The organism is Burkholderia sp. BKH01 (assembly GCF_025685725.1).
In the GTDB taxonomy this organism is placed as follows: Bacteria; Pseudomonadota; Gammaproteobacteria; order Burkholderiales; family Burkholderiaceae; genus Burkholderia; species Burkholderia pyrrocinia_C.
The window spans coordinates 1-22,432 of record NZ_JAOTQT010000047.1; the positions used below are offsets into that span (position 1 = coordinate 1).

Consider the following 22,432-nt stretch of genomic DNA (forward strand, 5'->3'; position numbering starts at 1 on the left):
GAGCGCAACCTTGCCAAGGTTGAGGTCGCGAGTTCGAGACTCGTCTCCCGCTCCAAGTAATGGGGAAGCCACGCTTCCCTTTTTATTTGATGGACTTGTGGTCCTCGAATAAAAAATCTGTCGCTTGGCCTTCACGGCATCCGGACAGTCCGCTTTTGGCGCGATAGCAAAGCGGTTATGCAGCGGCCTGCAAAGCCGTTTAGGCCGGTTCGACTCCGGCTCGCGCCTCCAGGTAGGAAGAGAAAAAGCCCCGCTTCGGCGGGGCTTTTCTTTTTTCTGCGCGGCTTCGCGGCCGTTGCGGATGCAACGGCATGCAGGCGATCAGCCATCCACCGGCTGCGCCGGCGTGTCGAGCTTCAGCTGATAGAACGCCGCATCGAGCCAGCGGCCGAACTTGAATCCCGCTTCCGTGATCGTGCCCGAGTGCACGAAGCCCAGTTTCGTATGCAGTGCGATGCTCCCGGCATTGGTCGCATCGATGCAGCCGACCAGCACATGCACCTGCGCTTCGCGCGCACGCCGGACCACTTCGCGCAGCAGCAGCTCGCCGAGCCCGCGGCCGCGCTGGTCGCGGTGCACGTAGACGCTGTGTTCCACCGTGTACTTGTACGCGGGGAACGCGCGGAACGTGCCCCAGCTCGCGAAGCCGAGCAGCGTGCCCGACGCGTCCACCGCGCCGACGACCGGAAAACCACCCGCACGCTTCGTGGCAAACCACGTGACCATCGCTTCCGGCGGCCGCGGCTGGTAGTCGTACAGCGCGGTCGAGTTGGCGATCGCGTCGTTCAGGATCTCGAGGATGGCCGCTGCGTGCTCGGCCTCGGTGCAATCGATCAGGCGCACGTCGTCGCGCTGTTTCGGGGAATTCATAACGGCTCCGGTAGGTATTGAACGGGTCGCGCACACGGCGCGTGCATCGCATGACGGGGCGGCGCGCGCATCACGCGCTCCGCGTGCCGGCCGCGGACGCGTCGCAGATCACGACGACGTAACGCGCGGCATGCGACGACGGATTGCTGAAGATCAGCGGCTGATCGAGCCGCATGGCCAGGCAGTCGCCTTCGTGAAGTTCGTGCAGCTCGCCGCCGAACGTGACGTCGACGCGGCCGCTGATGATCCACACCTGCTGATGCAGCGCGCTTTCGCGTCCGCCGCTGTCGTACGCGACGCGCGCGCCGGGCGGGAAATCGACCTCGACGAGCTGGATCGGCGACGGCCAGCCGGGCGGGGACAGGTTGCGCCGCACATAGCCGGACGCCGGATCGCGCCATTCGGTCTGTTGCGCGCGCCGTGCCAGCGGCTGCGCGGGCGTGTCGTCGCGGTCGCCGTCGAACAGCCCGGCCAGCGACACGCCGAGACCGGCCGCGAGCTTGTCGAGCACGACGGCCGTCGGGCTGGCCGACGCGCGTTCGATGAGCGAGATCATCGAACGGCTGACGCCGGAGCGCGCGGCCAGCGCATCGAGCGTGTAGCCTCGAGCAGTACGCAGGTTGCGCACGCGTCGTGCGATGCGCTCGTTGATGCCGGTGTCGTCGGGAGGGATGGTTACTGATTCTTGCATGATGGATTTATTTTCTAGCAAGCTGGAATTCGATGTCAACGACATTCACGGCGGCCGGGCGATGGCTCGACGGAATCCGCACGGCTTGCCCAACAGTCACGCGCAGCGTAATATACGAATCGACTACGTTTCGTTTAATTGGGGATATATGGGCATCATCAAGATTTCCGAGCACATGCATGAACGGCTGCGCTCGACCAGCACGGCGCTGAGCCGTTCGATCAACGCGCAGGCCGAACACTGGCTGCGCGTCGGCATGCTGGCGGAACTCAATCCAGCGCTGTCCTATGGCGACATTTGCCGGATGCTGATCGAGGCCGAAGCACGGGGCGGTGATGTGGCGCAGGCGGAGCCGGTCGCGCATGGCATCGAGCAGGTGGCGTAATGGCGAAGCGCGAAATCCCGATCCGCGGCAATGCGGAAATCGCCAAGTCGCGCGAGGCCGCGAAGCTCGCGTCGCAGGTGCTGACGATGATCACCGAGCATGTGGAGCCCGGCGTCTCCACCGACGAACTGGACGCGCGCTGCCGCGAATACATCGTCGACGTGCTCGGCGCGATACCGGCGAACATCGGCTACCACGGCTATCCGAAGACCCTGTGCGCGTCGGTCAACCATGTGGTCTGTCACGGCATTCCGTCGTCACGCCCGATGCGCGACGGCGACATCGTGAACCTCGACATCGCGGTGATCAAGGACGGCTGGTACGGCGATACGAGCCGCATGTATTTCGTTGGCGAACCGGGCGAGCTCGCGCGGCGCCTCGTCGCGGCGACCTACGAGGCGATGCACGCGGGCATCCGCGCGGTGCGTCCGGGTGCGACGCTGGGCGATGTCGGTTATGCGATCCAGCAGGTCGCGCATCGCGAAGGGTTCAGCGTAGTCCGCGAGTACTGCGGGCACGGTATCGGCGACGTCTATCACGACGAGCCGCAGGTGCTTCACTACGGCCGTCCGGGCACCGGCGTGCCGCTGCGGCCGGGGATGATCTTCACGATCGAGCCGATGCTCAACGCGGGCAAGCGCGACACGCGCGTGCTGCCGGACGGCTGGACGGTCGTCACGAAGGACCATTCGCTGTCCGCGCAATGGGAGCACATGGTCGTGGTGACGGAAACGGGCTTCGAGGTGCTGACCGACGATGCGAAGCCGCAGGCATTTGCGGCGCTTTCCGGCACGCACGCGGCCTGACGCGAGCAGGGCGCCGCGCACGGCGGTGCGGTGCAATTGATCGGGCCCCGTCGGGGGCCCGTTTCGTTCGAGGTCGCGCGGCGCGATTCACGCACGATTGCGGCGACCGGCCGCGGGATGCTTAACCGCGCGCCTTCTGCCATGCGTGTTCGACGAACACGCGGCACAGCGCTTCCATCCCTTTGCGGTCTTCGTCGTCGAAGCGCGCGGCAACCGGGCTGTCGACGTCCCACACGCCGATCAGCGTGCCGTCGCCGGCCACCAGCGGCACGACGATTTCCGATTCCGATGCCGCATCGCACGCGATATGGCCGGGGAAGTCATGCACGTCGCGCACGACCTGCGTCTCGCGCATCTGCGCGGCCGTGCCGCACACGCCCTTGCCGAGCGCGATCCGCACGCACGCGGGCTTGCCCTGGAACGGCCCGACCACGAGTTCGGCCCCGTCGAAGAAGTAGAAGCCGGCCCAGTTGAGGCGGTCGAGCGAGTGGTAGACGAGCGCGGAGAAATTCGCCGCGTTCGCGGTCAGGTCGCGTTCGGACTCGACGAGCGCGCGCGCTTGTTCGACCAGCGTCGCGTATTGATCGGCCTTGGAGGCGGTGGGGTCGTTGGACAGCGTGAACATGGCGGGAAAACGATAGGGGTTGTGAAAGTGCGCAATGCGCGTACCGCAGTCTACGGCACGCGTGCGCGGTCTGCAGCGCGCGGTTGCGTGTGATGCGTGCGCTCAGTCGGGCTCGAGTTCGGCGAACCGCTCCGCCAGAAAATCGAGCAGCGTCCGCACCGCGGGCAGCAGCCCGCGCCGCGACGCGAATACCGCATGCACGATCTCGCGGCGGGGCGCCCAGTCGGGCAGTACCGTTGTCAGTTCGCCGCGCGCGACCTCGTCACGCACCATCATCGTCGGCAACTGCACGACACCGACGCCTGCGACCGCTGCTGCTCGCAGCGCGAGCATGCCGCCCGTCACGAAGCGCGGCTGGTGATGGATCTCGGCCTGAGCGCCGTCGGGCCCACGCAGCCGCCACACGTGCGCGGACTGCGGCACGCCGTGATCGAGGCTCGGCAGGCGCGCGAGATCGGCGGGAACGGCCGGCACACCATGTTCGCGCAGCAGCGCGGGGCTCGCGACGAGGCACTGGCCGCGCTCGGCCAGCACGCGCAGCGCGAGATCGCTGTCCTCGAGCGGCGGCGGGCGTACGCGGATCGCGACGTCGATCCCTTCGCCGACCACGTCGACGCGCCGGTTGGTCGCTTCCAGATGAATCTCGACGCGCGGGCACTCGGCCATGAACGCGGCGATCATCGCACCGACCAGCGAATCGAGCAGCACGACCGGGCAACTGACGCGCACGATGCCGCGCGGCTCCTCGTGCAGCAGCGCGATCGCCTCGTCGGCGGCATCGGCCTCGACGAGCATCGCGCGGCAATGCGCGTAATAGGTCTGGCCGACGTCCGTGACCGTGAAGCGGCGCGTCGAGCGCTGGATCAGCCGCATCCCGAGCCGCGCCTCGAGCAGCGCGACGCGACGGCTCAGCTTCGATTTAGGCATGTCCAGCGCGCGGCCGGCAGGCGCGAAGCCGCCGTGCTCGACGACCTGCACGAAGTAGTAGAGATCGTTCAGATCCCGCTCTTTATCGTTCATGTAATGGAACGCTGAGTGCGATTTTGGCAGTCTACCGGATCGATCGTTCCACCTCTATATTCATGCTCAGGATGCGAAACACGTGTTTCGCCGCAATTTGGAGAGGGCAATGAAGAAGATCCAGGGTGTGTACAGTGCGCCGCGCGGCCATTGGGTCGGCGACGGTTTCCCGGTGCGTTCGATGTTCAGCTACCAGTCTCACGGCACGCACCTGAGCCCGTTCCTGCTGCTCGACCACGCGGGCCCCACGACGTTCGAGCCGGCTACGGCGCCGCGCGGCGTCGGCCAGCATCCGCACCGCGGGTTCGAAACGGTGACGATCGTCTATGACGGCGAAGTCGCGCACCGCGACTCGACCGGCGCGGGCGGCGTGATCGGCCCGGGCGATGTGCAGTGGATGACGGCCGCGAGCGGGATCCTGCACGAGGAATTCCACTCGGAGGCGTTCACGAAGCGTGGCGGCCCGCTCGAGATGGTGCAGTTATGGGTGAACCTGCCCGCCGCGGACAAGATGGGCGCGCCCGGCTACCAGACGCTGCTGAACGCGGACATCCCCGTGGTCGAATTGCCGGACGGCGCGGGGCGTGCGCGGATCATCGCGGGCGAACTCGACGGGCGGCGCGGCCCGGCCCGCACGCACACGCCGATCGACGTGTGGGACGTGCGGCTCGTGGCAGGCGGCCATGCGCGGTTCCCGATCGCAGACGGGCGCACGCTCGCGGTAGTCGTGCTGAGCGGCACGGTGCAGGTGAACGGCGAGACGGTCGCCCGCGAAGCGCAGTTCGTGCAACTGGGCCGCGAAGGCCGTGACGTCGAGATCGAAGCGAACGGCGACGCGAAGCTGCTGATCCTGAGCGGCGAGCCGATCGACGAGCCCGTCGTCGGTTACGGGCCATTCGTGATGAACTCGCAAGCGGAGATTCGTACCGCGATCGAGGACTTCAACAACGGCCGCTTCGGCAAGATGCCGGCGTGACGGGCAGGCCCCGCGCAATGCGGGGCTTTTTTTGCGCGCGGGCGGACGGTCGCGCGTCGCGCGTGCTTCGAGGCATAATCAGCGGTTGCCGCGCGCCGGCCGGCGCGCCCGAATCAGGACCGCTCATGAACGCATCCGCACCCGCCGCACCCCCGAGCACCGCCGATCTCGACTGGCGCTGGAAATCCTTCGACGCGCTGACGGCGCGCGAAATCTATTCGATCCTCGAAGCGCGCAGCGCGGTGTTCGTGGTCGAGCAGAACTGCGTGTATCGCGACATCGACGACGCGGACCAGGCCGCATGGCACCTGGCCGCGTACGATCCGGCCGGCCGCCTGGCCGGCTATCTGCGCGTGCTGCTGCCCGATGCGCAGAACACCGACGTGCGAATCGGCCGCGTGCTGACGACCGCCGCGTTTCGCGGTGCGGGCCTCGGCAACGGGCTGCTGTCGCGCGCGCTCGAGCATATCCGCGCGCAGTGGCCGGATACGCCCGTGAGCCTGCATGCGCAGGCCCACTTGCAGCGTTTTTACGGGGCATTCGGCTTCACGCCGAGTTCGGACGTGCACGACGAGGACGGCATCCCGCACGTGTGGATGAGCAGCGCACGCGCGTAACGCGCTATGCGCCGCGCGGCAGTCAGCGCACGGCGTGCGCCACCGGCGGCTGGTCCGCGCGCTGCACGGCCCGTTCGCCGATCAGGCGCCCGCGTGCGGACAGCCGCAGCCAGTGCCGCAGCGCGATCAGCGCGCCGATCACGCTCATCATCGAGCCGGGAATCCACAGCAGCAGGCCGCCGATCTGCTGGTCGCGCAGCGGGCTCAGCCACGTGAACGCGCGGCCGCAGATCGAGTAGATCGGGTACAGCTCGTGCGGCGTGAAGAAGATCAGCGCGCCGAGCGCGATCTGCGGCGGGATCGCCGCGACGACGATCAGGATCCGGCGGCCGGGCGACAGCCGCGCGGGCGGCGCGGGGCGCGGATCGACGACGAGCCACCAGAACAGCAGCCCGTCGATCACCATGCTCCAGTTCATCACGCGATAGAGACGCCAGTCGAGCATCGCGATGAAGTGGATCGGCGACAGCAGCCAGAAATAGATCAGCCCGACGAACAGCACGACCGCGACGACGGGATGGAACACGACGTCGAGCGTCGCGCGCACCGGCGCCCACGCGAGCGCGGGGCGCACGAAGCGCTGCCGCCAGCGAAACGGGATGCCCGCGCGAATCGCCGCGCCGGGATAGGACAGCGCGATGAAGAACGGCCCGAGGTGGTGCAGCACGAGGTGCTGCGCGCGGTGCAGGAAGAACTCGTGCTCGAAGAAATAGTCGAGCCGCGTATGCAGCGCGATGTAGAGCGCCGTCAGCCCGAACCAGAACGAGAACTGCCGCAGCGGCGACACCTTTGCTTTCTTCACGCCGCGCGCGAACAGCACGGCGGCCGTCAGCACCGCGACGACGACGGTCGGCGACGGTTCCCACGGATCGAGCCAGTACAGGAGGTTCATCGCGCGCGCATCACTTCGCCTGGGCCGGCGACTTCACCGCGAACGGCGTATCGACCGTTTCGCCGTCGGAGAATTTCAGGCGCAGGTGCACGGTGTCGCCGGGCTTGATCGTGTGCTTCGGCTCCTCGAGCATGAAGTGATAGCCGCCAGGCGCGATGTCGACCTTGCCGCGCGCGGGGATCGTCAGCTTGTCGACCATTTCCATCTTCTGCGTCGAGCCGTTCGAGACGGTCTGGTGCAGCATCGCCATCCCGTAGTCGGGGCTGTCGACGTCGACGAGATCGACTGGTTTGTCGCTCGTGTTCACGAGCGTCACGTAGCCGCCGGCCGGCAGCTTGTTCGGCAGCCACCGCACCCACGCGTTCTGCGCGGTGATCGTGCCGGCGGCATACGCGTGGGCGCCCGCGCACAGCGCGGCGAGGAGGGCGAACGTCTTGAGGGTCGTCTTCGTCTTCATGTCGGAATTCAGGTAGTGGAGGCGGTGTCGATGATCCGGCGCACATCGGCGGCGATGGCGTCGGGCGAGTCGCGGTCGGTCGCGAGCAGGCGCGCGCGGCCGCTCGCGTCGAAGATGTAGACGGCCGAGCTGTGCGTGACTTCGTAGCCGCCGGACGGATCGCGTTTTTCCATCTGGTACGCAACGCGATAGCGTTTCGCAAGCGATTCGATCTGGCGGTCGGTGCCGGTCAGGCCGCGCGCATGCGCGGCGTCGAACGCGGCGACATACGACTGCATCGCCTGCGGCGTGTCGCGCGCGGGATCGACCGAAACGAACAGGATGCGCGCGTCGTTCGCCTGCGGGCCGAGCTTGGCGAGCACTTCCATCAGCCGCGCCATCGTTTCGGGGCAGACATCGGGGCAGTGCGTGTAGCCGAAGTAGACGAGCGCGACGCGGCCGCGGAATGCATCGGCGTCGACGGGACGGCCGTCGCCGCCCGTCAGCGTGAACGACAGGTCGGGCAGGTGGCCGGTGACGTTGGTCAGGTTCCAGCGCGGCTCGTCGTGCGTGCACGCGGCGAGCGCCACGGCGGCGAGGGCCGCGGCCGTGCGGATGATGCGGGAGAAGCGCCGGTGCGACGCGGGAAGGGCAGACGGCATCTCAGGGACTGTTTCCATATGGAACGCGCATGCGTTGCCACGAGAACGGCTGCTCGCGAGGCGCGTGACGCTGCGAATACTTGACGGTATCGCCAAGGAGCGCAACGCGGCGAGCGGCCGTTCTCGCGGCAACCCCAAATTAAAAAAACCATCTTGGTCGCCGGCCGGCGCGGCGCCATGCGTCGCGCGGCAGGCGGTTGCGACTGTAGCGCAATTCGCGCGCCCGCGTCCTTTCGAAACCCGTACGGCGCGGGCGAGCGGGGCAATATGCCGCAGTTGACGCGGTTGGCGGCGCGATGCTTGCGATACACCGGTTTCGCCCAACTCGATGCGCAGGCGCGGTAAGATGCGCACAATTCCATTCGCGCAGCGGCGGCCCTGCGTTTGCCGGCCGACCCTCAGACTATCGAATCGATGCAATCCGTTCCGGCTTCCCTGTCCCTGATCGATACCGCGTTCTTCTTCGACTTCGACGGCACGCTCGTCGAACTGGCGCCGACGCCCGACAGCATTCACGTTCCGCCGTCGCTGCTGACGCTGCTCGACGAGCTGCGCCGCCGCTCGCACGGCGCGGTCGCGGTCGTGTCCGGGCGCGGCATCGACAACCTCGACACGTTCCTGAAGATGCCCGGCCTGCCGATCGCCGGCCTGCACGGCGCGGAGCGCCGCGATGCGAACGGCGACACGCAGCGCGTCGGCTTCAACGACGAACGTCTGCTGCGCATCGAGCGCGAGCTCGCGGCCGTCGTCGACCGCCATTCGGGCATGCTGCTCGAAATCAAGGGCGCGGCCGTCGCGCTGCACTACCGCAACGCGCCCGAGCGCGAGGCGGTTGCGCGCGAAGCGGCCGAGCGCCTCGTCGCCGAATATGCGGATGCGTACGTGCTGCAGCCCGGCAAGATGGTGTTCGAGATCAAGCCGAAGGGTGTCGACAAGGGGCGCGCGCTGGCCGCGTTCCTCGACGAGCCGCCGTTCGCGGGCCGCATGCCGCTGTTCGCGGGCGACGATCTGACCGACGAGAAGGGCTTCGCGGTGGTCAACGCGCGCGGCGGCCTGTCGATCAAGGTCGGCGCGGGCGAGACGTCCGCCCGCATGCGGCTCGATTCGGTCGACGCGCTGCACGAGCAGATCGCGTGCTGGCTCGGAGCGGGGCAGTCGCACGCATGAGCCGGCTCATCATCGTTTCAAACCGCGTCGCACCGATTTCGGAAGGCGAACCGGCGGCGGGCGGCCTCGCGATCGGCGTCTACGATGCGCTGAAGGAGACGGGCGGCATGTGGTTCGGCTGGAGCGGCGAGGTCGTCGCATCCGGCGCGCCGCAGATCCGCATCGAGGAGCGCGGGCCCGTGACGTTCGCGACCGTCGGCCTGTCGCGCCGCGATTACGACCAGTACTACCGCGGCTTCTCGAATGCGACGCTGTGGCCCGCGTTCCATTACCGCGCGGACCTGATCCAGTACGATCGCCACGAATTCGACGGCTACCGCCGCGTCAACGTGTGGCTTGCGCAGCAGCTCGTGCCGCTGCTGCAGGACGACGACGTGATCTGGGTGCACGACTATCACCTGATCCCGTTCGCACGCGCGCTGCGCGAGGCCGGTGTGAAGAACCGCATCGGCTTCTTCCTGCACATCCCGTTTCCGGCCGCGCAAGTGCTCGTCAACGTGCCGCCGCACCGCGAGCTCGTCGAGTCGCTGTGCGCGTTCGACCTGCTCGGTTTCCAGACCGAGCCCGACCTGCGCGCGTTCTGCGACTACGTCGAGTTCGAGGCGGGCGGCGAGGTCGAGCGCGACGGCCACACGGTGCGCGTGCGCGCGTTCGGCCAGACGCTGCGCGCGGCCGCCTATCCGATCGGCGTGTATCCGGACGAGATCGCGACGCTCGCGCAGGCGGGCGAGCACGGCAAGGCCGTACGCACGCTCGCGACGTCGCTGCGCGGGCGGCAACTGATCATGAGCGTCGACCGGCTCGATTATTCGAAGGGGCTCGTCGAGCGGTTCCGCGCGTTCGAGAAACTGCTCGAGCACCAGGCGTCGATCCGCAACCGCGTGTCGTTCCTGCAGATCGCACCGTCGACGCGCGCGGACCTGCGCGCGTACCAGGACATCCGCCTGCAGCTCGAAGCGGAGTCGGGGCGCATCAACGGGCGCTACGCGGAACTCGACTGGGCGCCGATCCTCTACATTCACCGCCAGTACGACCGCCAGGTGCTGGCCGCGCTGTACCGGCTCGCACGCGTGGGTTTCGTGACGCCGCTGCGCGACGGGATGAACCTCGTTGCGAAGGAGTATGTGTCCGCGCAGAATCCGGACGATCCGGGCGTGCTCGTGCTGTCGCGCTTCGCGGGCGCCGCGCGCGAGCTGACGGGGGCACTGATCGTCAATCCGATCGATATCGACGGGATGGCCGATGCGCTGTCGCAGGCGCTGACGATGCCGCTCGCCGAGCGGCGTGCGCGTTATACGGACATGATCGCGCAGCTTCGCGAGAACAACGTATCGGTGTGGCGCGACAACTTCCTGCGCGATCTGCAGCATGGCTAGCCGGTAAGTCCGGCGCACCGCGCGGCGCATTCCGCGCCATGCCGGCCGGCCGTTCCCGGCGCAATGAAAAAAGCCGCAGTGCGTGAAGCACTGCGGCTTTTTTATCGGCTGCGCGGACGTGTCAGGCCACGCGTTCGCCGGTCGGCGTGTTGCCGTCGGGTGCCGCGTGATGGCGGCCGTGCTGCTTCGCGAGCAGGTCGCGATACAGGCCGGGGCGATTGCGCAGTACTTCGGGGCTGCCGTCGTCGATCACCTTGCCGTTGTTCATCACGATGATCCGGTCGAAGTTGCGCAGCGTCGACAGGCGGTGCGCGATCGCGATCACCGTGCGGCCGACCATCAGGCGGTCGAGCGCGCTCTGGATCGCTTCCTCGGACGCGCTGTCGAGCGCCGACGTCGCTTCGTCGAGCAGCAGGATCGGCGCATCCTTCAGGATCGCGCGCGCGATCGCGATGCGCTGGCGCTGGCCGCCCGACAGCTTGACGCCGCGATCGCCGACGATCGTGTCATAACCTTCCGGCATCGCCTCGATGAACTCCGCGCAGCGTGCGTCGCGCGCGGCGGCGAGCACTTCGTCGCGGGTCGCGTCGGGGCGGCCGTATGCGATGTTGTCGTAGATCGTCCGGTGCAGCAGCGAGATGTCCTGCGGCACGAGCGCGATCGCATGGCGCAGGCTGTCCTGCGTGATTGCCTTCACGTCCTGGCCGTCGACCTTCACGACGCCGTCCTGCGTGTCGTAGAAGCGCTGCAGCAGCGCGAGCACGGTCGACTTGCCGGCGCCCGACTTGCCGATCAGGCCGACGCGCTGGCCCGGTTCGATATGGAGATCGAAGTGGTCGAGGATCGCCCGGCGGTGCGGATACGCGAACGTCACGCGCTCGAAGGCGACGCGGCCGCCCTTGGCCGACAGCGGCTGAGCGTCGGAGCGGTCCTGCATCCCGTGCGGCTCGAGCAGCGTCTTCACGGCTTCGGACAGCCGTGCGACGTGCTGCGTGACGTCGACGAGTGCAACCGCAAGATCGCGCGTACCGTGCAGGATCGTGAAGCCGAGCGAGCTGACGAGCACGATGTCGCCCGACGTCGCGCGGCCCTGGTCCCACAGCCACAGTGCCCAGCCGAGCAGGCCGGCGGACAGCATCGCGGTGATCACCGCGTGCAGCAGGCGCAGCTTCTCGAGATAGAGCAGGCTCTGCTGGCGCGCGTCCATCTCGGCCTTGACCGTCGCGCCGAAACGCTTCTGCTCGCGCAGCGTCATCCCGAACGCACGCACGAGGCCCATGTTGCCGATCACGTCGACGAGTTCGCCGTCGACCGCCGCGGCCTTTGCCGCGAACGCATGGTGGCGGGCCGAGCCGCGCCCGGCGAGCTTGAACAGGATGACGGACAGTACGGCCGAGCAGCCGAGCAGGCCGGCGGCCATCATCGGATTGACGACGATGATCATCAGGATCGCGCCCATTACCGCGATGCACGGCGGCAGCACGTTCCACGCCATCGTGTTCTCCGACGTGTAGACCGCGTTCGACGTGGCCGTGATGCGGCTCGCGAGCGTGCCGGGCTGCTTTTCCGAGTAGTAGGTCGGCGAATGGCCGATCAGGTACTGGAACAGGTCGCGCCGCAGGTCGCCGGTGACCGCGACGAACGTGTGCGCGGCGACCCAGCCGCCGACCCGCCACAGCAGGTTGTCGGCCGCGATCAGGCCGACGAGCAGCGCGAACGCGCTCCACAGCGGGCCCGGGTGATGGCGCCCGGTCGCCAGCACGTCGATCAGGTGCTTGATCGCGTATTGCGAGCCGAGCGCGCAGCCGACGGCGGCCACCACGCTGCATAGCACGATGAGGTGTGCGACGGGATGGAGGCGAATGTAGCGAAACAGGAACGCGATCGGCCGGTGCGCGTAGCTCGACAGTTTCGCGTTGTGGGCGTTGCGCTGGGCAGGGGTGAGAGATTCCAAAATATGCGTGCGGTGATTCGGTGGTTGAGCGTTGCGGCTGGATCGCATGCCGGCGTTCGCCCGGACTGAATAATCCGGCATTGTAAACAAGGCGTGCGTCGCGCTGCGCGAATCTTGCCTTGGCCAGGGGCTCGCGATCGATTTTGAGATAAAATCCGGCATCCCGTCCTGCCTCATCTGCCGGAATCACGCTGCCGGCAGTCACGGGTGACAAGGATCGCCAAAAGGGCCTTCCACTCTAGAACGGACGCCCAAGTTCGCGGGTTGCAAAGTGTTGCGCCTTTGTAACAAAGTAAAGTGTTTGAAATGTTGTGCGCCGTATCGGGATTAACCCTAGATAATCGGCTCCGGGTTCGATTCCAGGTTTTTTACGAACCCCTGTCAACGGGTCTTCGTTTCAAACGTTCTATGCCTGTCGCGTCGCCGACGCTCCTTGAGCAGCGCGGGTTCGACGCCCCCGGCAGGCTGATTCGTCCGATGTTCGGACGTAATGCATCCAGCCCGGACCGCCGGCAGGTTGCCGACCCATACCTGGTTTTTAGCCGATTTTTTAGGAGTTACGCATGCGAATCGCCCAAATCGCTCCGTTGCACGAAGCGGTTCCCCCGAAGCTGTACGGTGGTACCGAGCGAGTGGTGTCCTACCTCACCGAAGCACTTGTCGAGATGGGGCATGACGTCACGCTCTTCGCGAGCGGCGATTCGCAAACCTCCGCGAAGCTCGAAGCGTGCTGGCCGCAGGCGCTGCGTCTCGATCCGACGATCCGCGACGTGATGGCACCGCACATGCTGCTCCTCGAGCAGGTGCGCCGCCGCGCGGAAGAGTTCGATGTCCTGCACTGCCACATCGACTACTACCCGTTCTCGCTGTTCTCGCGCCAGCCGGTCCCGCATCTGACGACGATGCACGGCCGTCTCGACCTGCCGGAACTGCAGCCGATCTTCAACGCGTTCAGCGACGTGCCGGTCGTGTCGATCTCCGACAACCAGCGCATCCCGCTGCCGCAGGCGAACTGGCTGTCGACCGTTTATCACGGCCTGCCGGAAAACCTGCTGACGCCGATCCCGAACGTGAAGCCGAGCTATCTCGCATTCCTCGGCCGCATCTCGCCGGAGAAGCGCGTCGACACGGCGATCCGCATCGCCGAGCAGGCCGGCCTGCCGATCAAGATCGCCGCGAAGCTCGACAAGGCCGACCGCGCGTACTACGAAGAGAAGATCAAGCCGCTGTTCGCGCTGCCGCACGTCGAGTACATCGGCGAAATCAGCGAGTCCGAAAAGACCGAATTCCTCGGCAACGCGCACGCGCTGCTGTTCCCGATCGACTGGCCGGAGCCCTTTGGCCTGGTGATGATCGAGGCGATGGCCTGCGGCACGCCGGTGATCGCGTTCAAGCGCGGCTCGGTGCCGGAAGTGATCGACAACGGCGTGTCGGGCTTCGTCGTCGAAGACGAACTGTCGGCCGTCGCGGCGCTCAAGCGCCTCGATACGCTGCCGCGCGAGAAGGTCCGCGCCGCGTTCGAAGCACGTTTCTCGTCGAAGGTGATGGCGCAGAACTACGTGAAGGGCTACGAGGAACTGCTGCGCCAGAAGCGCCGCACCGTGCTCCGCGAAGTCAACGCAGGCTGATTCGCCGGCCGCCGCCGCGCCGCGGCGTGCGGCCGTCATCGACGCCCCGTCCGGGTTCCCGGCGGGGCGTTGTCACATCTGCGGCGCGGATCTGTTGTATTCTCGCCGCGCCCGACGCTGCGAACGGCCCATGAAGCGGGCGGCCACGCCATCCGGCCGTCTGTCCAGACGGTAATGTCCCTATAATGGCCGTGCCGTGAAATCCGGCCCCGCACGATCATCCAGAGGAGAGCAGTCTTGGCGAGAACGAAAACCACGCGCGCAGCGCCGGCCCCCGGCGCCGGCGTGATCTTCGCGTTGCGCGCGATCGGTCTCGTGCTGCTCGCGCGCTGGCTGTTCTCGATGTCCCAGATGGGCTATCGCGCGTCGCTGTCGGCGATGGTGTCGTCGCCGTGGGCGTTCGTCTACCTCGTGCTGATCTTCCTGCTGCTCGCGTTGCCCGGCGCCGTCGCGCGCGCCGAACGGCCGTTTCATCCGCTGCCGCAGTGGTTGCGTCAGGCGCTGCGCGTCTTCGCGCTGATCGGTTTCCTGTTCGCCGTCTGGTCGATCGGCGCGTTCGCATGGGCGGCCGGCTGGCGCCGCGCGCTGAATGCGGTGACGGCGACCAACGGCTGGCTCGTCGCCGCGCCGGCACTCTATGCGGCGATCGTCTGGATCTGCCGTCCGCGGCCGCTGTGGCGGACCAACGTGGCGGCACGCCGCTTCGCGGTCGGTCGTTACGCGATTTCGCTCGACGTGCTGACGCGCACCGCGATCGTCTGGATGGAAAGCCGCAAGGTCGGCCAGTACGACGCGCGCGAACTGTCGGTGCGCTGGCCCGGCCGGGCGGCGCCCGCCGCGGGCGGGCAGGGCGCGCAGGACGTGCAGCCGGCCGTCGTGCCGCCGCGCCGCGGCGGCCTGTTCCGGCGGCCGATGGCGGAGCTGCTGTGGGATTCGCCGGCGGCCGTCGGCCATAACCGGCAGATCGTGATGCGCGCGCCGCTCGCGACCGAAGGCGACCGTGTCGCGGTGCTTGCGCTCGACGCGGCGCTCAAGCAGATCGTCTGACAGGGCCCGCGCACCGGGCGCGGGCGACAAGGAGGCGTAATGATCGTCCGTTGGTTGCTGGCTGCCGTTCACCTGAGCGCGTTCGCCGTCGCGTTTGCCGCGATCGCTGGACGCAACCGCGCATTGCGCCGGCTCATCGCGTCGGCGCAAGCGGTCGACCTGCCCGCCGTATTCAAGGCCGATGCTGCCTGGGGGCTGTCGGCGCTCGTGCTGATCGTGACGGGGCTGATGCGCGCGTTCGGCGGTTTCGAGAAAGGCACTGCGTACTACCTGCACGAACCGCTCTTTCATCTGAAGATGACCGCGCTCGTGCTAATCCTGCTGCTCGAGGTGGTGCCGATGCTTGGGCTGATCCGCTGGCGTGTCGCCGCGCGGCAGCAGCAGATGCCCGATATCGGCCGCGCGCGCACCTATGTGCGGATCGGCCATTGGCAGGCCGTGCTGCTGGTCGTCATCGTGTTTGCCGCATCGGGGATGGCGCGGGGGATTGGCGCGGCCGGCTAGGTCTGGCCGGGTAGGTGCGGCCGGGCCAGGTCCGACCCGGCAGGTCCGGCATGGGCACAGCCATCCGGATCTCGCTCCACCTGCGCAGCGTCTCCGGCCCGACATCAGCCGGGCCGACCACGAACTGCACCATTCCTTCCGATTTCGTCCCGACCGGGCGAGCCCGCCACCCGGTCCGTCCGTGCTCAGCGCACGAGGCAGGGGCGCTTGTTGTTGAACGTCCACCCCGGAATCAGATATTGCATGGCCGCCGCGTCGTCGCGGGCGCCGAGTCCGTGCTGCTTGTACAGCTCGTGCGCGACCGCGACCGCATCCATGTCGATGTCGATGCCGAGCCCCGGCCGCTTCGGCACTTCCACCAGCCCGTTCTCGATCTTCAGCGGCTCGCGCGTCAGCCGTTCGCCGTCCTGCCAGATCCAGTGCGTGTCGATCGCGGTGACCTGGCCCGGCGCGGCGGCCGCGACATGCGTGAACATCGCGAGCGACACGTCGAAGTGGTTGTTCGAATGCGAGCCCCACGTGAGACCCCAGTCGCGGCACATCTGCGCGACGCGCACCGAACCCTGCATCGTCCAGAAGTGCGGATCGGCGAGCGGAATGTCGACGGCCTGAAGCTGCACCGCGTGACCCATTTGCCGCCAGTCGGTCGCAATCATGTTGGTCGCCGTCGGCAGCCCCGTCGCGCGACGGAATTCGGCCATCACCTCGCGGCCCGAGTAACCGTTCTCCGCGCCGCACGGGTCTTCCGCATAGGCGAGCACGTGATGCTGGTCGCGGCACAGCCGCACGGCCTCGTCGAGCGACCACGCGCCGTTCGGATCGAGCGTCACGCGTGCGTCGGGGAAGCGCTCGGCGAGCGCGGTGACGGCCTCGATTTCGCTTGCGCCTTCGAACACGCCGCCTTTCAGCTTGAAGTCGTTGAAGCCGTAGCGCGCATGCGCGGCCTCGGCGAGCCGCACGACTGCCTCGGGCGTCAGCGCCGGTTCGTCGCGCACGCGCGTCCAGTCGTCGGTCGCACCGCTGCCGTCGCGATAGGGCAGCGCGGTCTTGGTGCGGTCGCCGACGTAGAACAGGTAGCCGAGCATCTCGACGCGCTCGCGCTGCTGGCCTTCGCCGAGCAGTGCGGCGACCGGCACGCCGAGATGCTGGCCGAGCAGGTCGAGCAGCGCGGCTTCGAGCGCGGTGACCGCGTGGATCGTCGTGCGCAGGTCGAAGGTCTGCAGCCCGCGGCCGCTCGCGTCGCGGTCGGCGAAGGTGCGCCGCACGTCGTTGAGCACCGCGTGGTAATTGCCGACCGCCTGGCCGACGACGAGCGCGCGCGCATCGTCGAGCGTGCGGCGGATGCTTTCGCCGCCCGGCACCTCGCCGACGCCGGTCCGGCCCGCGCTGTCCTTCAGGATCACGAGGTTGCGGGTGAAGAACGGACCGTGCGCGCCGCTCAGGTTGAGCAGCATGCTGTCGTGGCCGGCGACCGGAATCGCTTGCAGGTCGACGATGCGCGGCGTGTCGTGGGAAGGCGAGGCTGTGACGGCGTTCATGGGCGGCGATGGCAAAAGGATGGGCAATGCCGAGCGGCAAAAGCTTTGCCGCGCGCGGCGGGAGGTGCGATCATTCGACAACCGACGTGCGCGGCGCGCAAGGCCTGCATGTCGACAGCAACCCGGAACGGGGTGGGAGCGACAACCGGGCCAGCGGAGCGCAGAACGCGAACGCTGGCCGATCGTAACGCATGGGACCGGGCAGGCGCCGGAACGCCGGCTCGAGTCGACAGGAGATCCATGCTTATATCATCAGTCGTCGGATGACTTGTGACGCAGTATAATGAATCATCGGCTTTCGCTCAAACCCCGCGTAAACCCTCGGCTCACATTACGATCATTCTAAAAGGAACCGGCCTCATGTCCGTGCCTACGTTTCCCGCAGCGCCGCGCCGTCGCGCACGCAGCCTCGCACAAGATGTCGTCGACGCGCTGACCGCGCAGATCGAAAACGGCACGCTGCGTCCCGGTGACAAGCTGCCGACCGAAACCGAAGTCATGGCGGCGCAGGGCGTGAGCCGCACGGTCGTGCGCGAGGCGATCTCCCGGATGCAGGCGAGCGGCCTCGTCGAGACGCGCCACGGCATCGGCAGCTTCGTGCTGGAGCCGTCGCGCCGCCAGGCGCTCGGCATCGATCCCGCGACGATCACGACGCTGCGCGACGTGCTCGCGGTGCTCGAGTTGCGCATCAGCCTCGAGAGCGAGTGCGCGAGCCTCGCCGCGCAGCGCGCGAACGATACCGACCTCGCCGCGCTGCGGCGTGCGCTCGACGCGATCGCAACGGGGGCGGGCGGCGGCCGCGACACGGCGCAGCTCGACTACCAGTTCCACCTGCAGATCGCGCAGTCCACCGGCAACCGCTATTTCGTCGACATCATGACGCAGCTCGGCACGTCGATCATTCCGCGCACGCGCGTGAATTCGGCGCGCTTCGCCGGCGACGACCTCGAGCGCTATGTCGGCCGGCTGAATCACGAGCACGAGGATATCTACGAGGCGATCGCGCGCCACGACCCGGAGGCCGCCCGCGCCGCGATGCGCACGCACCTCACCAACAGCCGCGAACGGCTGCGCCGCGCGCACGAGGCGGCCGAGGCCGAGCGCGACACGCAGGCCAATTGATGCGCCGGGCAGTGCGGCCCGCGTGGCCGCGGGCCCGATCGAATTGCTTCAACATCAGTCGTCATACGAGATCGACGTAATTTCGTCGATCTGCGGGGCCGGACGGCGTTTCCGCCGCCGGCCGCCGATACCGCCGATCAGCCTCCCTTCGTCACGATCGTCTTCCACGCGCCGCTCTTCACCTGGTACAGCGTCGACATCCCGCTCTTCAGCGAGCCGTCGTTCGCGAACGAGATGCGACCCGTAACTCCTTCGAAGTCGACCTTCTTGAGCACCGGGCGATAGACCTTCGGGTCGGTCGAGCCGGCCGCCTGCATCGCCTTGATCGCCGCCCAGGCCGCGTCGTAGCCGAACTGTGCGTACGACAGCACGTCGACGCCGAAGCGCTTCTTGAAGCGCTGTTCGAAATCCTTGCCTTGCGGCAGCTCGTCGAGCGGCCGGCCGTATTCCCACGCCATCGCGCCTTCGGCGGCCGGGCCCGCGATCTTGATGAACTCGTTGTCCTTCACGCCGCCGCCGCCGACGAACTGCGCATTCAGCCCGAGCTGGCGCATCTGCTTGATGAAGTTCGCGGCAAGCGAATCGAGGCCGCCGAAGAAGATCAGGTCGGGGTTCTTGCCCTTCAGGCTCGTGATCTGCGCGCGGAAATCGACCGCCTGGTTGTTGGTGAACTCGCGGCCGATGATCGTGCCGCCGGCGGCCTTCACGGCCTTCTCGAACTCGTCGGCCTCACCCTGGCCGAACGCGGTGCGGTCGTCGATGATCGCGATGCGCTTGGCCTTCGTCACGTCGACCGCGTACTTGCCCGCGTTGCCGGCGTTCTGGCCATCGGTCGCGATCACCATGAACATGTTCGCGAGCCCGCGCGAAGTAAGCGTCGGGTTGGTCGCGGCCGGATCGATCACCGGAATGCCCGACTTGTCGTAGACGACCGATGCCGGGATCGTCGTGCCCGAGTTGAAGTGGCCGACCACGACCGACACGTTCTGGTCGACGAGTGCCTGCGCAGCCTGCACGCCGATGCGCGGGTCGGCCTGGTCGTCCTGCACGACGAGATCGAAATGCGCAGGCTTGCCGGCGATCTGCACCTTCTGTGCGACGGCGTCGTCGAGCGCGAGCTGCACGCCGTTCTGCAGATCCTTGCCGTAGCCGGCGTTCACGCCCGTGAGCGGCGCGGCGAAGCCGACCTTCACGTCGGTTGCGTCGGCGGCCCGGGCGGCCTGTTGCGAGAGGAGGGCAAGCGCGGATGCAATCGACACCGACAGCAGGGAATGACGAAATTTCATGTTGTTCCTCTTGTTCGATACCTGCGAGTGGGTACCGCCCGCGCTCGGGCGAGCCGGGCGCGGGCGACGGGCGGGCGGTTTGACCGCTTCTCGGAATCGGGCGGGGAGGTCGGCATCATGATCCTCGGAAGAATCTCCCGTCAGGCTCCACGAAGAGCCCCGATCGCCTCGATATATAGGTCGCCGATATGCATGGGTCTTGGCAATTTGCCGCGCATTCGGTGAGGATTTGCGCATAGCTTCCGCGCGTGCGGTGGCGGCCGGTATCGGGAGTTTCCCGTCGCGAGCGGAACGGGCGGAGAGGAGGGCGGTGCGGGGCAGAGACACGGCGCGGCCCGCCGGGGCCGCGCCGCGCGTGGGATGCCGTCAGTCGGACAGCGCGTCCGATGCGGCTTCCACGTCGTCGTGCGACGCGGTCGTGCGGATCAGCGGATCGCTGGTGCTCGGGCGCCCCGTCTCGACGTGGCCGGCGAAGCGGCGCTGGAAGCCGAGCGGCTTGCCGTCGCTGACGGTCAGGTCGTACCAGCCGTGGCTGCCGCGCAGGTCCCAGTAGTCGTCGACGTGCGTACCCGGCTTGAGATCGAACTCGCGCGCATGGCCGTGGCCGTACGCGTTCGTGACCTTGAGCCGTACCGTCCGGTGGCCGCGGTTCATCAGGCGCAGCGTGATGTTGCCGTTCGCGACGTCGTAGCCGTAGATCACCTCGGGGTTGACGCTCGCGGGGCCGACCGCCGACGCGGCGGGGCTGCGGAAGTGACAGTAGAAGCCGTTCGGGCCGTACACGTCGAGGTCGTACAGGCCGAGCGACGGCGCGGGGCTCCACGTGTCGGAGATCCGCTTGCCGGCGTCGACCGTGTAGGTCCACGGGCCGTCGACGCGGTTGCGCGCCTGGACCTGGAACGCCGCGCCCGCGGCGCCGGTGTTCGCGAAGGTCAGCCGGAACTGGCCGCTCGCGTTGTCGATCCGCCCATGCACGAACAGTTCGTACGGCAGCGCGCGCGCCGGACGCAGGCCGTGCTCCTGCTTCGGCAGATGCTGGACGACCGGCGGCACCGGGATGTAGTCGGGGTGGCGGGTGCGGTCGGGCGGCGCGTAGCCGCTCGTGTCCGGGAGCTGCGGCCAGCTCGCGTCGGGCGTCGAGAAGTCGAACGCGGACGTCAGGTTGCCGCACACCGTGCGGCGCCACGGCGACACGTTGGCCGCGGTGACCGCGTACTGCGCACCGAACCGCGCCTCGATGAATTGCAGCAGCGACGTGTGATCGAAGGTCTGCGAGCAGACCCAGCCACCCTTGGTCCACGGCGACACGACGAGCATCGGCACGCGCGGCCCGAGCCCGTACGCGCCGGCCATGTGCGATGCGTCGCCGGCGAACACCTCGTTGGTCGTCGCGACGGTCGACAGCCCGTTGTCGCGCGATTGCGGCGCGAACGGCGGCGGCACGTGGTCGAAGAAGCCGTCGTTCTCGTCGTACGTGATGAACAGCGCGGTCTTGCTCCACACGTCGGGGTTCGACACGAGTGCCTTCAGCACCTGCTCGATGTACCACGCGCCGTAGTTCGCGGGCCAGTTCGGGTGCTCGGAATACGCTTCCGGCGCGCAGATCCACGATACCTGCGGCAGCGTGCCGTTCTTCACGTCCTGCTGCAGCACGTCGAACAGCGTGCCGCCCGCGCTGATGTTGGTGCCGGTGCGCGCCTTGTCGTACAGCGGCGTGCCGGGCAGCGCGGTGCGGTACTGGTTGAAGTAGAGCAGCGCGTTGTCGCCGTAGTTGCCGATGTACGGGTTTTGCGTCCAGCCCCACGAGCCGTTCGCGTCGAGCCCGGTGCCGACGTCCTGGTAGATCTTCCACGACACGCCGGCCTGCTCGAGCACTTCCGGATAGGTCGTCCAGCCGTAACCCTTTTCCTCGTTGCCGAGCACCGGGCCGCCGCCCGTGCCGTCGTTGCCGACGTAGCCGGTCCACATGTAATAGCGGTTCGGGTCGGTCGAGCTCGGGATCGCGCAGTGATACGCGTCGCAGATCGTGAACGCGTCGGCGAGCTGGTAGTGGAACGGGATGTCGTCGCGCTTCAGGTACGCCATCGTCGTGGTGCCCTTGTTCGGCACCCATTGGTCGTAGCGGCCCTTGTTCCACGCGGCGTGCATGTCCTGCCAGCCGTGCGGCAGGTCCTGCAGGAACTGCAGGCCGAGCTTGTCCGCGCCTGGGTGGAACGGCAGCAGCTCGGCCGGGCCGACCGGCTGGTGGAACACCGACTTGCCGTTCGCGAGTCGCAGCGCGCGCGGGTCGCCGAAGCCGCGGACACCGCGCATCGTGCCGAAGTAGTGGTCGAACGAGCGATTCTCCTGCATCAGAATCACGATGTGTTCGATGTCGCGGATCGTGCCGGTGCGGCGGTTCGCGGGAATCGCGAGCGCATCGCGGATCACGGGCGGAAACAGGTTCAGCGCGGCGGCGCCGGCGGTGCCGGCGGCGACGCGCAGGAAGTCACGACGGTTCGATCGGGTCATGGTCGTTATCGTGCGATAAAGGGGGAAGCCGATTGGCGGGACCTACGGGAAGGGCGCGTCCGGGTCGCAGGATGCGGCTGCGCCGGTTCGTGCCGTCGCGAGCATAGCGAGAAATCGGTGTCATTCATGTGAAGTCCGGAAACGTTTGCACGTGTATCGGACCGGCATCGGGACGCATATTGCCGGCGGTTATGGCGCAGCAGGGAAAGCAGGGAAAGCAGGGGAAGCAGGGAAAGCAGGGAAAGCAGGGAAAGCAGGGAAAGCGGGAAAGCGGGAAAGCGGGAAAGCGGGAAAGCGGGAAAGCGGGAAAGCGGGAAAG

Annotated in this window: 21 protein-coding genes and 1 tRNA gene; 11 read left to right on the top strand and 11 right to left on the bottom strand. The window is 67.6% G+C overall.

Annotated features, from left to right (window positions below; genetic code table 11):
- Positions 1-157: 157 nt before the first annotated feature.
- Positions 158-231, top strand: a tRNA-Cys gene (locus tag OEJ37_RS34360).
- Between the two features lie 90 nt (positions 232-321).
- On the opposite strand, the gene OEJ37_RS34365 is transcribed toward OEJ37_RS34360, so the two are convergent.
- Together OEJ37_RS34365 and OEJ37_RS34370 are read right to left on the bottom strand one after the other, a co-directional pair.
- Positions 322-870, bottom strand: coding sequence for a GNAT family N-acetyltransferase (locus OEJ37_RS34365; RefSeq protein ID WP_263349454.1), 549 nt, complete (start codon positions 868-870; stop codon positions 322-324).
- A gap of 70 nt (positions 871-940) precedes the next feature.
- A complete protein-coding gene (locus tag OEJ37_RS34370) occupies positions 941-1,561 on the bottom strand; it encodes a helix-turn-helix domain-containing protein (protein ID WP_263349456.1) in 621 nt (206 codons plus the stop codon).
- Between the two features lie 148 nt (positions 1,562-1,709).
- On the opposite strand from OEJ37_RS34370, the gene OEJ37_RS34375 reads away from it, so the two are divergent.
- Together OEJ37_RS34375 and map are read left to right on the top strand one after the other, a co-directional pair.
- A complete protein-coding gene (locus tag OEJ37_RS34375; protein ID WP_263349471.1) occupies positions 1,710-1,946 on the top strand; it encodes a ParD-like family protein in 237 nt (78 codons plus the stop codon).
- Positions 1,946-2,752 (top strand): type I methionyl aminopeptidase, encoded by an 807-nt coding sequence (map, locus tag OEJ37_RS34380; RefSeq protein WP_263349458.1) that lies wholly within the window; start codon positions 1,946-1,948, stop codon positions 2,750-2,752. Before OEJ37_RS34375 ends, map begins: the two co-directional genes overlap by 1 nt.
- 121 nt (positions 2,753-2,873) lie before the next feature.
- On the opposite strand, the gene OEJ37_RS34385 is transcribed toward map, so the two are convergent.
- Both OEJ37_RS34385 and OEJ37_RS34390 read right to left on the bottom strand, forming a co-directional pair.
- Positions 2,874-3,377, bottom strand: a complete 504-nt coding sequence (locus OEJ37_RS34385; RefSeq protein WP_174417677.1) for a GAF domain-containing protein — start codon at positions 3,375-3,377, stop codon at positions 2,874-2,876.
- Positions 3,378-3,479: 102 nt separating this feature from the next.
- Positions 3,480-4,397, bottom strand: coding sequence for a LysR family transcriptional regulator (locus OEJ37_RS34390; protein WP_175945637.1), 918 nt, complete (start codon positions 4,395-4,397; stop codon positions 3,480-3,482).
- Positions 4,398-4,506: 109 nt separating this feature from the next.
- Between OEJ37_RS34390 and OEJ37_RS34395 the strand changes: the two genes are divergently transcribed.
- Both OEJ37_RS34395 and OEJ37_RS34400 read left to right on the top strand, forming a co-directional pair.
- A complete protein-coding gene (locus OEJ37_RS34395; protein WP_175918885.1) occupies positions 4,507-5,373 on the top strand; it encodes a pirin family protein in 867 nt (288 codons plus the stop codon).
- A gap of 125 nt (positions 5,374-5,498) precedes the next feature.
- A complete protein-coding gene (locus tag OEJ37_RS34400; RefSeq protein ID WP_152855333.1) occupies positions 5,499-5,990 on the top strand; it encodes a GNAT family N-acetyltransferase in 492 nt (163 codons plus the stop codon).
- Positions 5,991-6,012: 22 nt separating this feature from the next.
- Here OEJ37_RS34400 and OEJ37_RS34405 read toward each other — a convergent pair whose 3' ends face one another.
- The 3 genes from OEJ37_RS34405 to OEJ37_RS34415 are packed head-to-tail and all read right to left on the bottom strand — an operon-like array spanning position 6,013 to position 7,980.
- A complete protein-coding gene (locus OEJ37_RS34405) occupies positions 6,013-6,882 on the bottom strand; it encodes a cytochrome c oxidase assembly protein (protein WP_175945635.1) in 870 nt (289 codons plus the stop codon).
- Between the two features lie 10 nt (positions 6,883-6,892).
- Positions 6,893-7,339, bottom strand: a complete 447-nt coding sequence (locus OEJ37_RS34410; RefSeq protein ID WP_174417672.1) for a copper chaperone PCu(A)C — start codon at positions 7,337-7,339, stop codon at positions 6,893-6,895.
- A gap of 8 nt (positions 7,340-7,347) precedes the next feature.
- Entirely contained in the window at positions 7,348-7,980 is a 633-nt protein-coding gene (locus OEJ37_RS34415; protein WP_174417671.1) for an SCO family protein, read from the bottom strand.
- A 414-nt stretch (positions 7,981-8,394) separates the two neighbouring features.
- Between OEJ37_RS34415 and otsB the strand changes: the two genes are divergently transcribed.
- Together otsB and otsA are read left to right on the top strand one after the other, a co-directional pair.
- A complete protein-coding gene (gene otsB / locus OEJ37_RS34420) occupies positions 8,395-9,147 on the top strand; it encodes a trehalose-phosphatase (protein ID WP_175918882.1) in 753 nt (250 codons plus the stop codon).
- Entirely contained in the window at positions 9,144-10,523 is a 1,380-nt protein-coding gene (otsA, locus tag OEJ37_RS34425; protein ID WP_152855327.1) for an alpha,alpha-trehalose-phosphate synthase (UDP-forming), read from the top strand. Before otsB ends, otsA begins: the two co-directional genes overlap by 4 nt.
- Positions 10,524-10,644: 121 nt before the next feature.
- On the opposite strand, the gene OEJ37_RS34430 is transcribed toward otsA, so the two are convergent.
- Entirely contained in the window at positions 10,645-12,477 is a 1,833-nt protein-coding gene (locus OEJ37_RS34430) for an ABC transporter ATP-binding protein (RefSeq protein ID WP_152855326.1), read from the bottom strand.
- A 563-nt stretch (positions 12,478-13,040) separates the two neighbouring features.
- Between OEJ37_RS34430 and OEJ37_RS34435 the strand changes: the two genes are divergently transcribed.
- The 3 genes from OEJ37_RS34435 (at position 13,041) to OEJ37_RS34445 (ending at position 15,656) form a co-directional block, all read left to right on the top strand.
- Positions 13,041-14,105: a glycosyltransferase family 4 protein gene (locus OEJ37_RS34435; RefSeq protein WP_026044940.1), complete on the top strand. Its 1,065-nt coding sequence runs from the start codon at positions 13,041-13,043 to the stop codon at positions 14,103-14,105.
- A gap of 237 nt (positions 14,106-14,342) precedes the next feature.
- The gene (locus tag OEJ37_RS34440; RefSeq protein ID WP_175918881.1) at positions 14,343-15,152 is read left to right on the top strand and encodes a hypothetical protein; all 810 of its coding nucleotides are present in this window, start codon (positions 14,343-14,345) and stop codon (positions 15,150-15,152) included.
- A 39-nt stretch (positions 15,153-15,191) separates the two neighbouring features.
- Positions 15,192-15,656: a DUF2214 family protein gene (locus tag OEJ37_RS34445; protein WP_263349466.1), complete on the top strand. Its 465-nt coding sequence runs from the start codon at positions 15,192-15,194 to the stop codon at positions 15,654-15,656.
- A 185-nt stretch (positions 15,657-15,841) separates the two neighbouring features.
- On the opposite strand, the gene gudD is transcribed toward OEJ37_RS34445, so the two are convergent.
- Positions 15,842-17,194, bottom strand: coding sequence for a glucarate dehydratase (gene gudD / locus OEJ37_RS34450; RefSeq protein WP_174417665.1), 1,353 nt, complete (start codon positions 17,192-17,194; stop codon positions 15,842-15,844).
- Between the two features lie 360 nt (positions 17,195-17,554).
- Between gudD and OEJ37_RS34455 the strand changes: the two genes are divergently transcribed.
- Positions 17,555-18,316 (top strand): FadR/GntR family transcriptional regulator, encoded by a 762-nt coding sequence (locus OEJ37_RS34455; protein ID WP_034183131.1) that lies wholly within the window; start codon positions 17,555-17,557, stop codon positions 18,314-18,316.
- A gap of 137 nt (positions 18,317-18,453) precedes the next feature.
- On the opposite strand, the gene OEJ37_RS34460 is transcribed toward OEJ37_RS34455, so the two are convergent.
- Both OEJ37_RS34460 and OEJ37_RS34465 read right to left on the bottom strand, forming a co-directional pair.
- Positions 18,454-19,602: a branched-chain amino acid ABC transporter substrate-binding protein gene (locus tag OEJ37_RS34460; protein WP_174417664.1), complete on the bottom strand. Its 1,149-nt coding sequence runs from the start codon at positions 19,600-19,602 to the stop codon at positions 18,454-18,456.
- A 366-nt stretch (positions 19,603-19,968) separates the two neighbouring features.
- Positions 19,969-22,113 (bottom strand): phosphocholine-specific phospholipase C, encoded by a 2,145-nt coding sequence (locus OEJ37_RS34465; RefSeq protein WP_175918878.1) that lies wholly within the window; start codon positions 22,111-22,113, stop codon positions 19,969-19,971.
- Between the last annotated feature and the right edge of the window lie 319 nt (positions 22,114-22,432).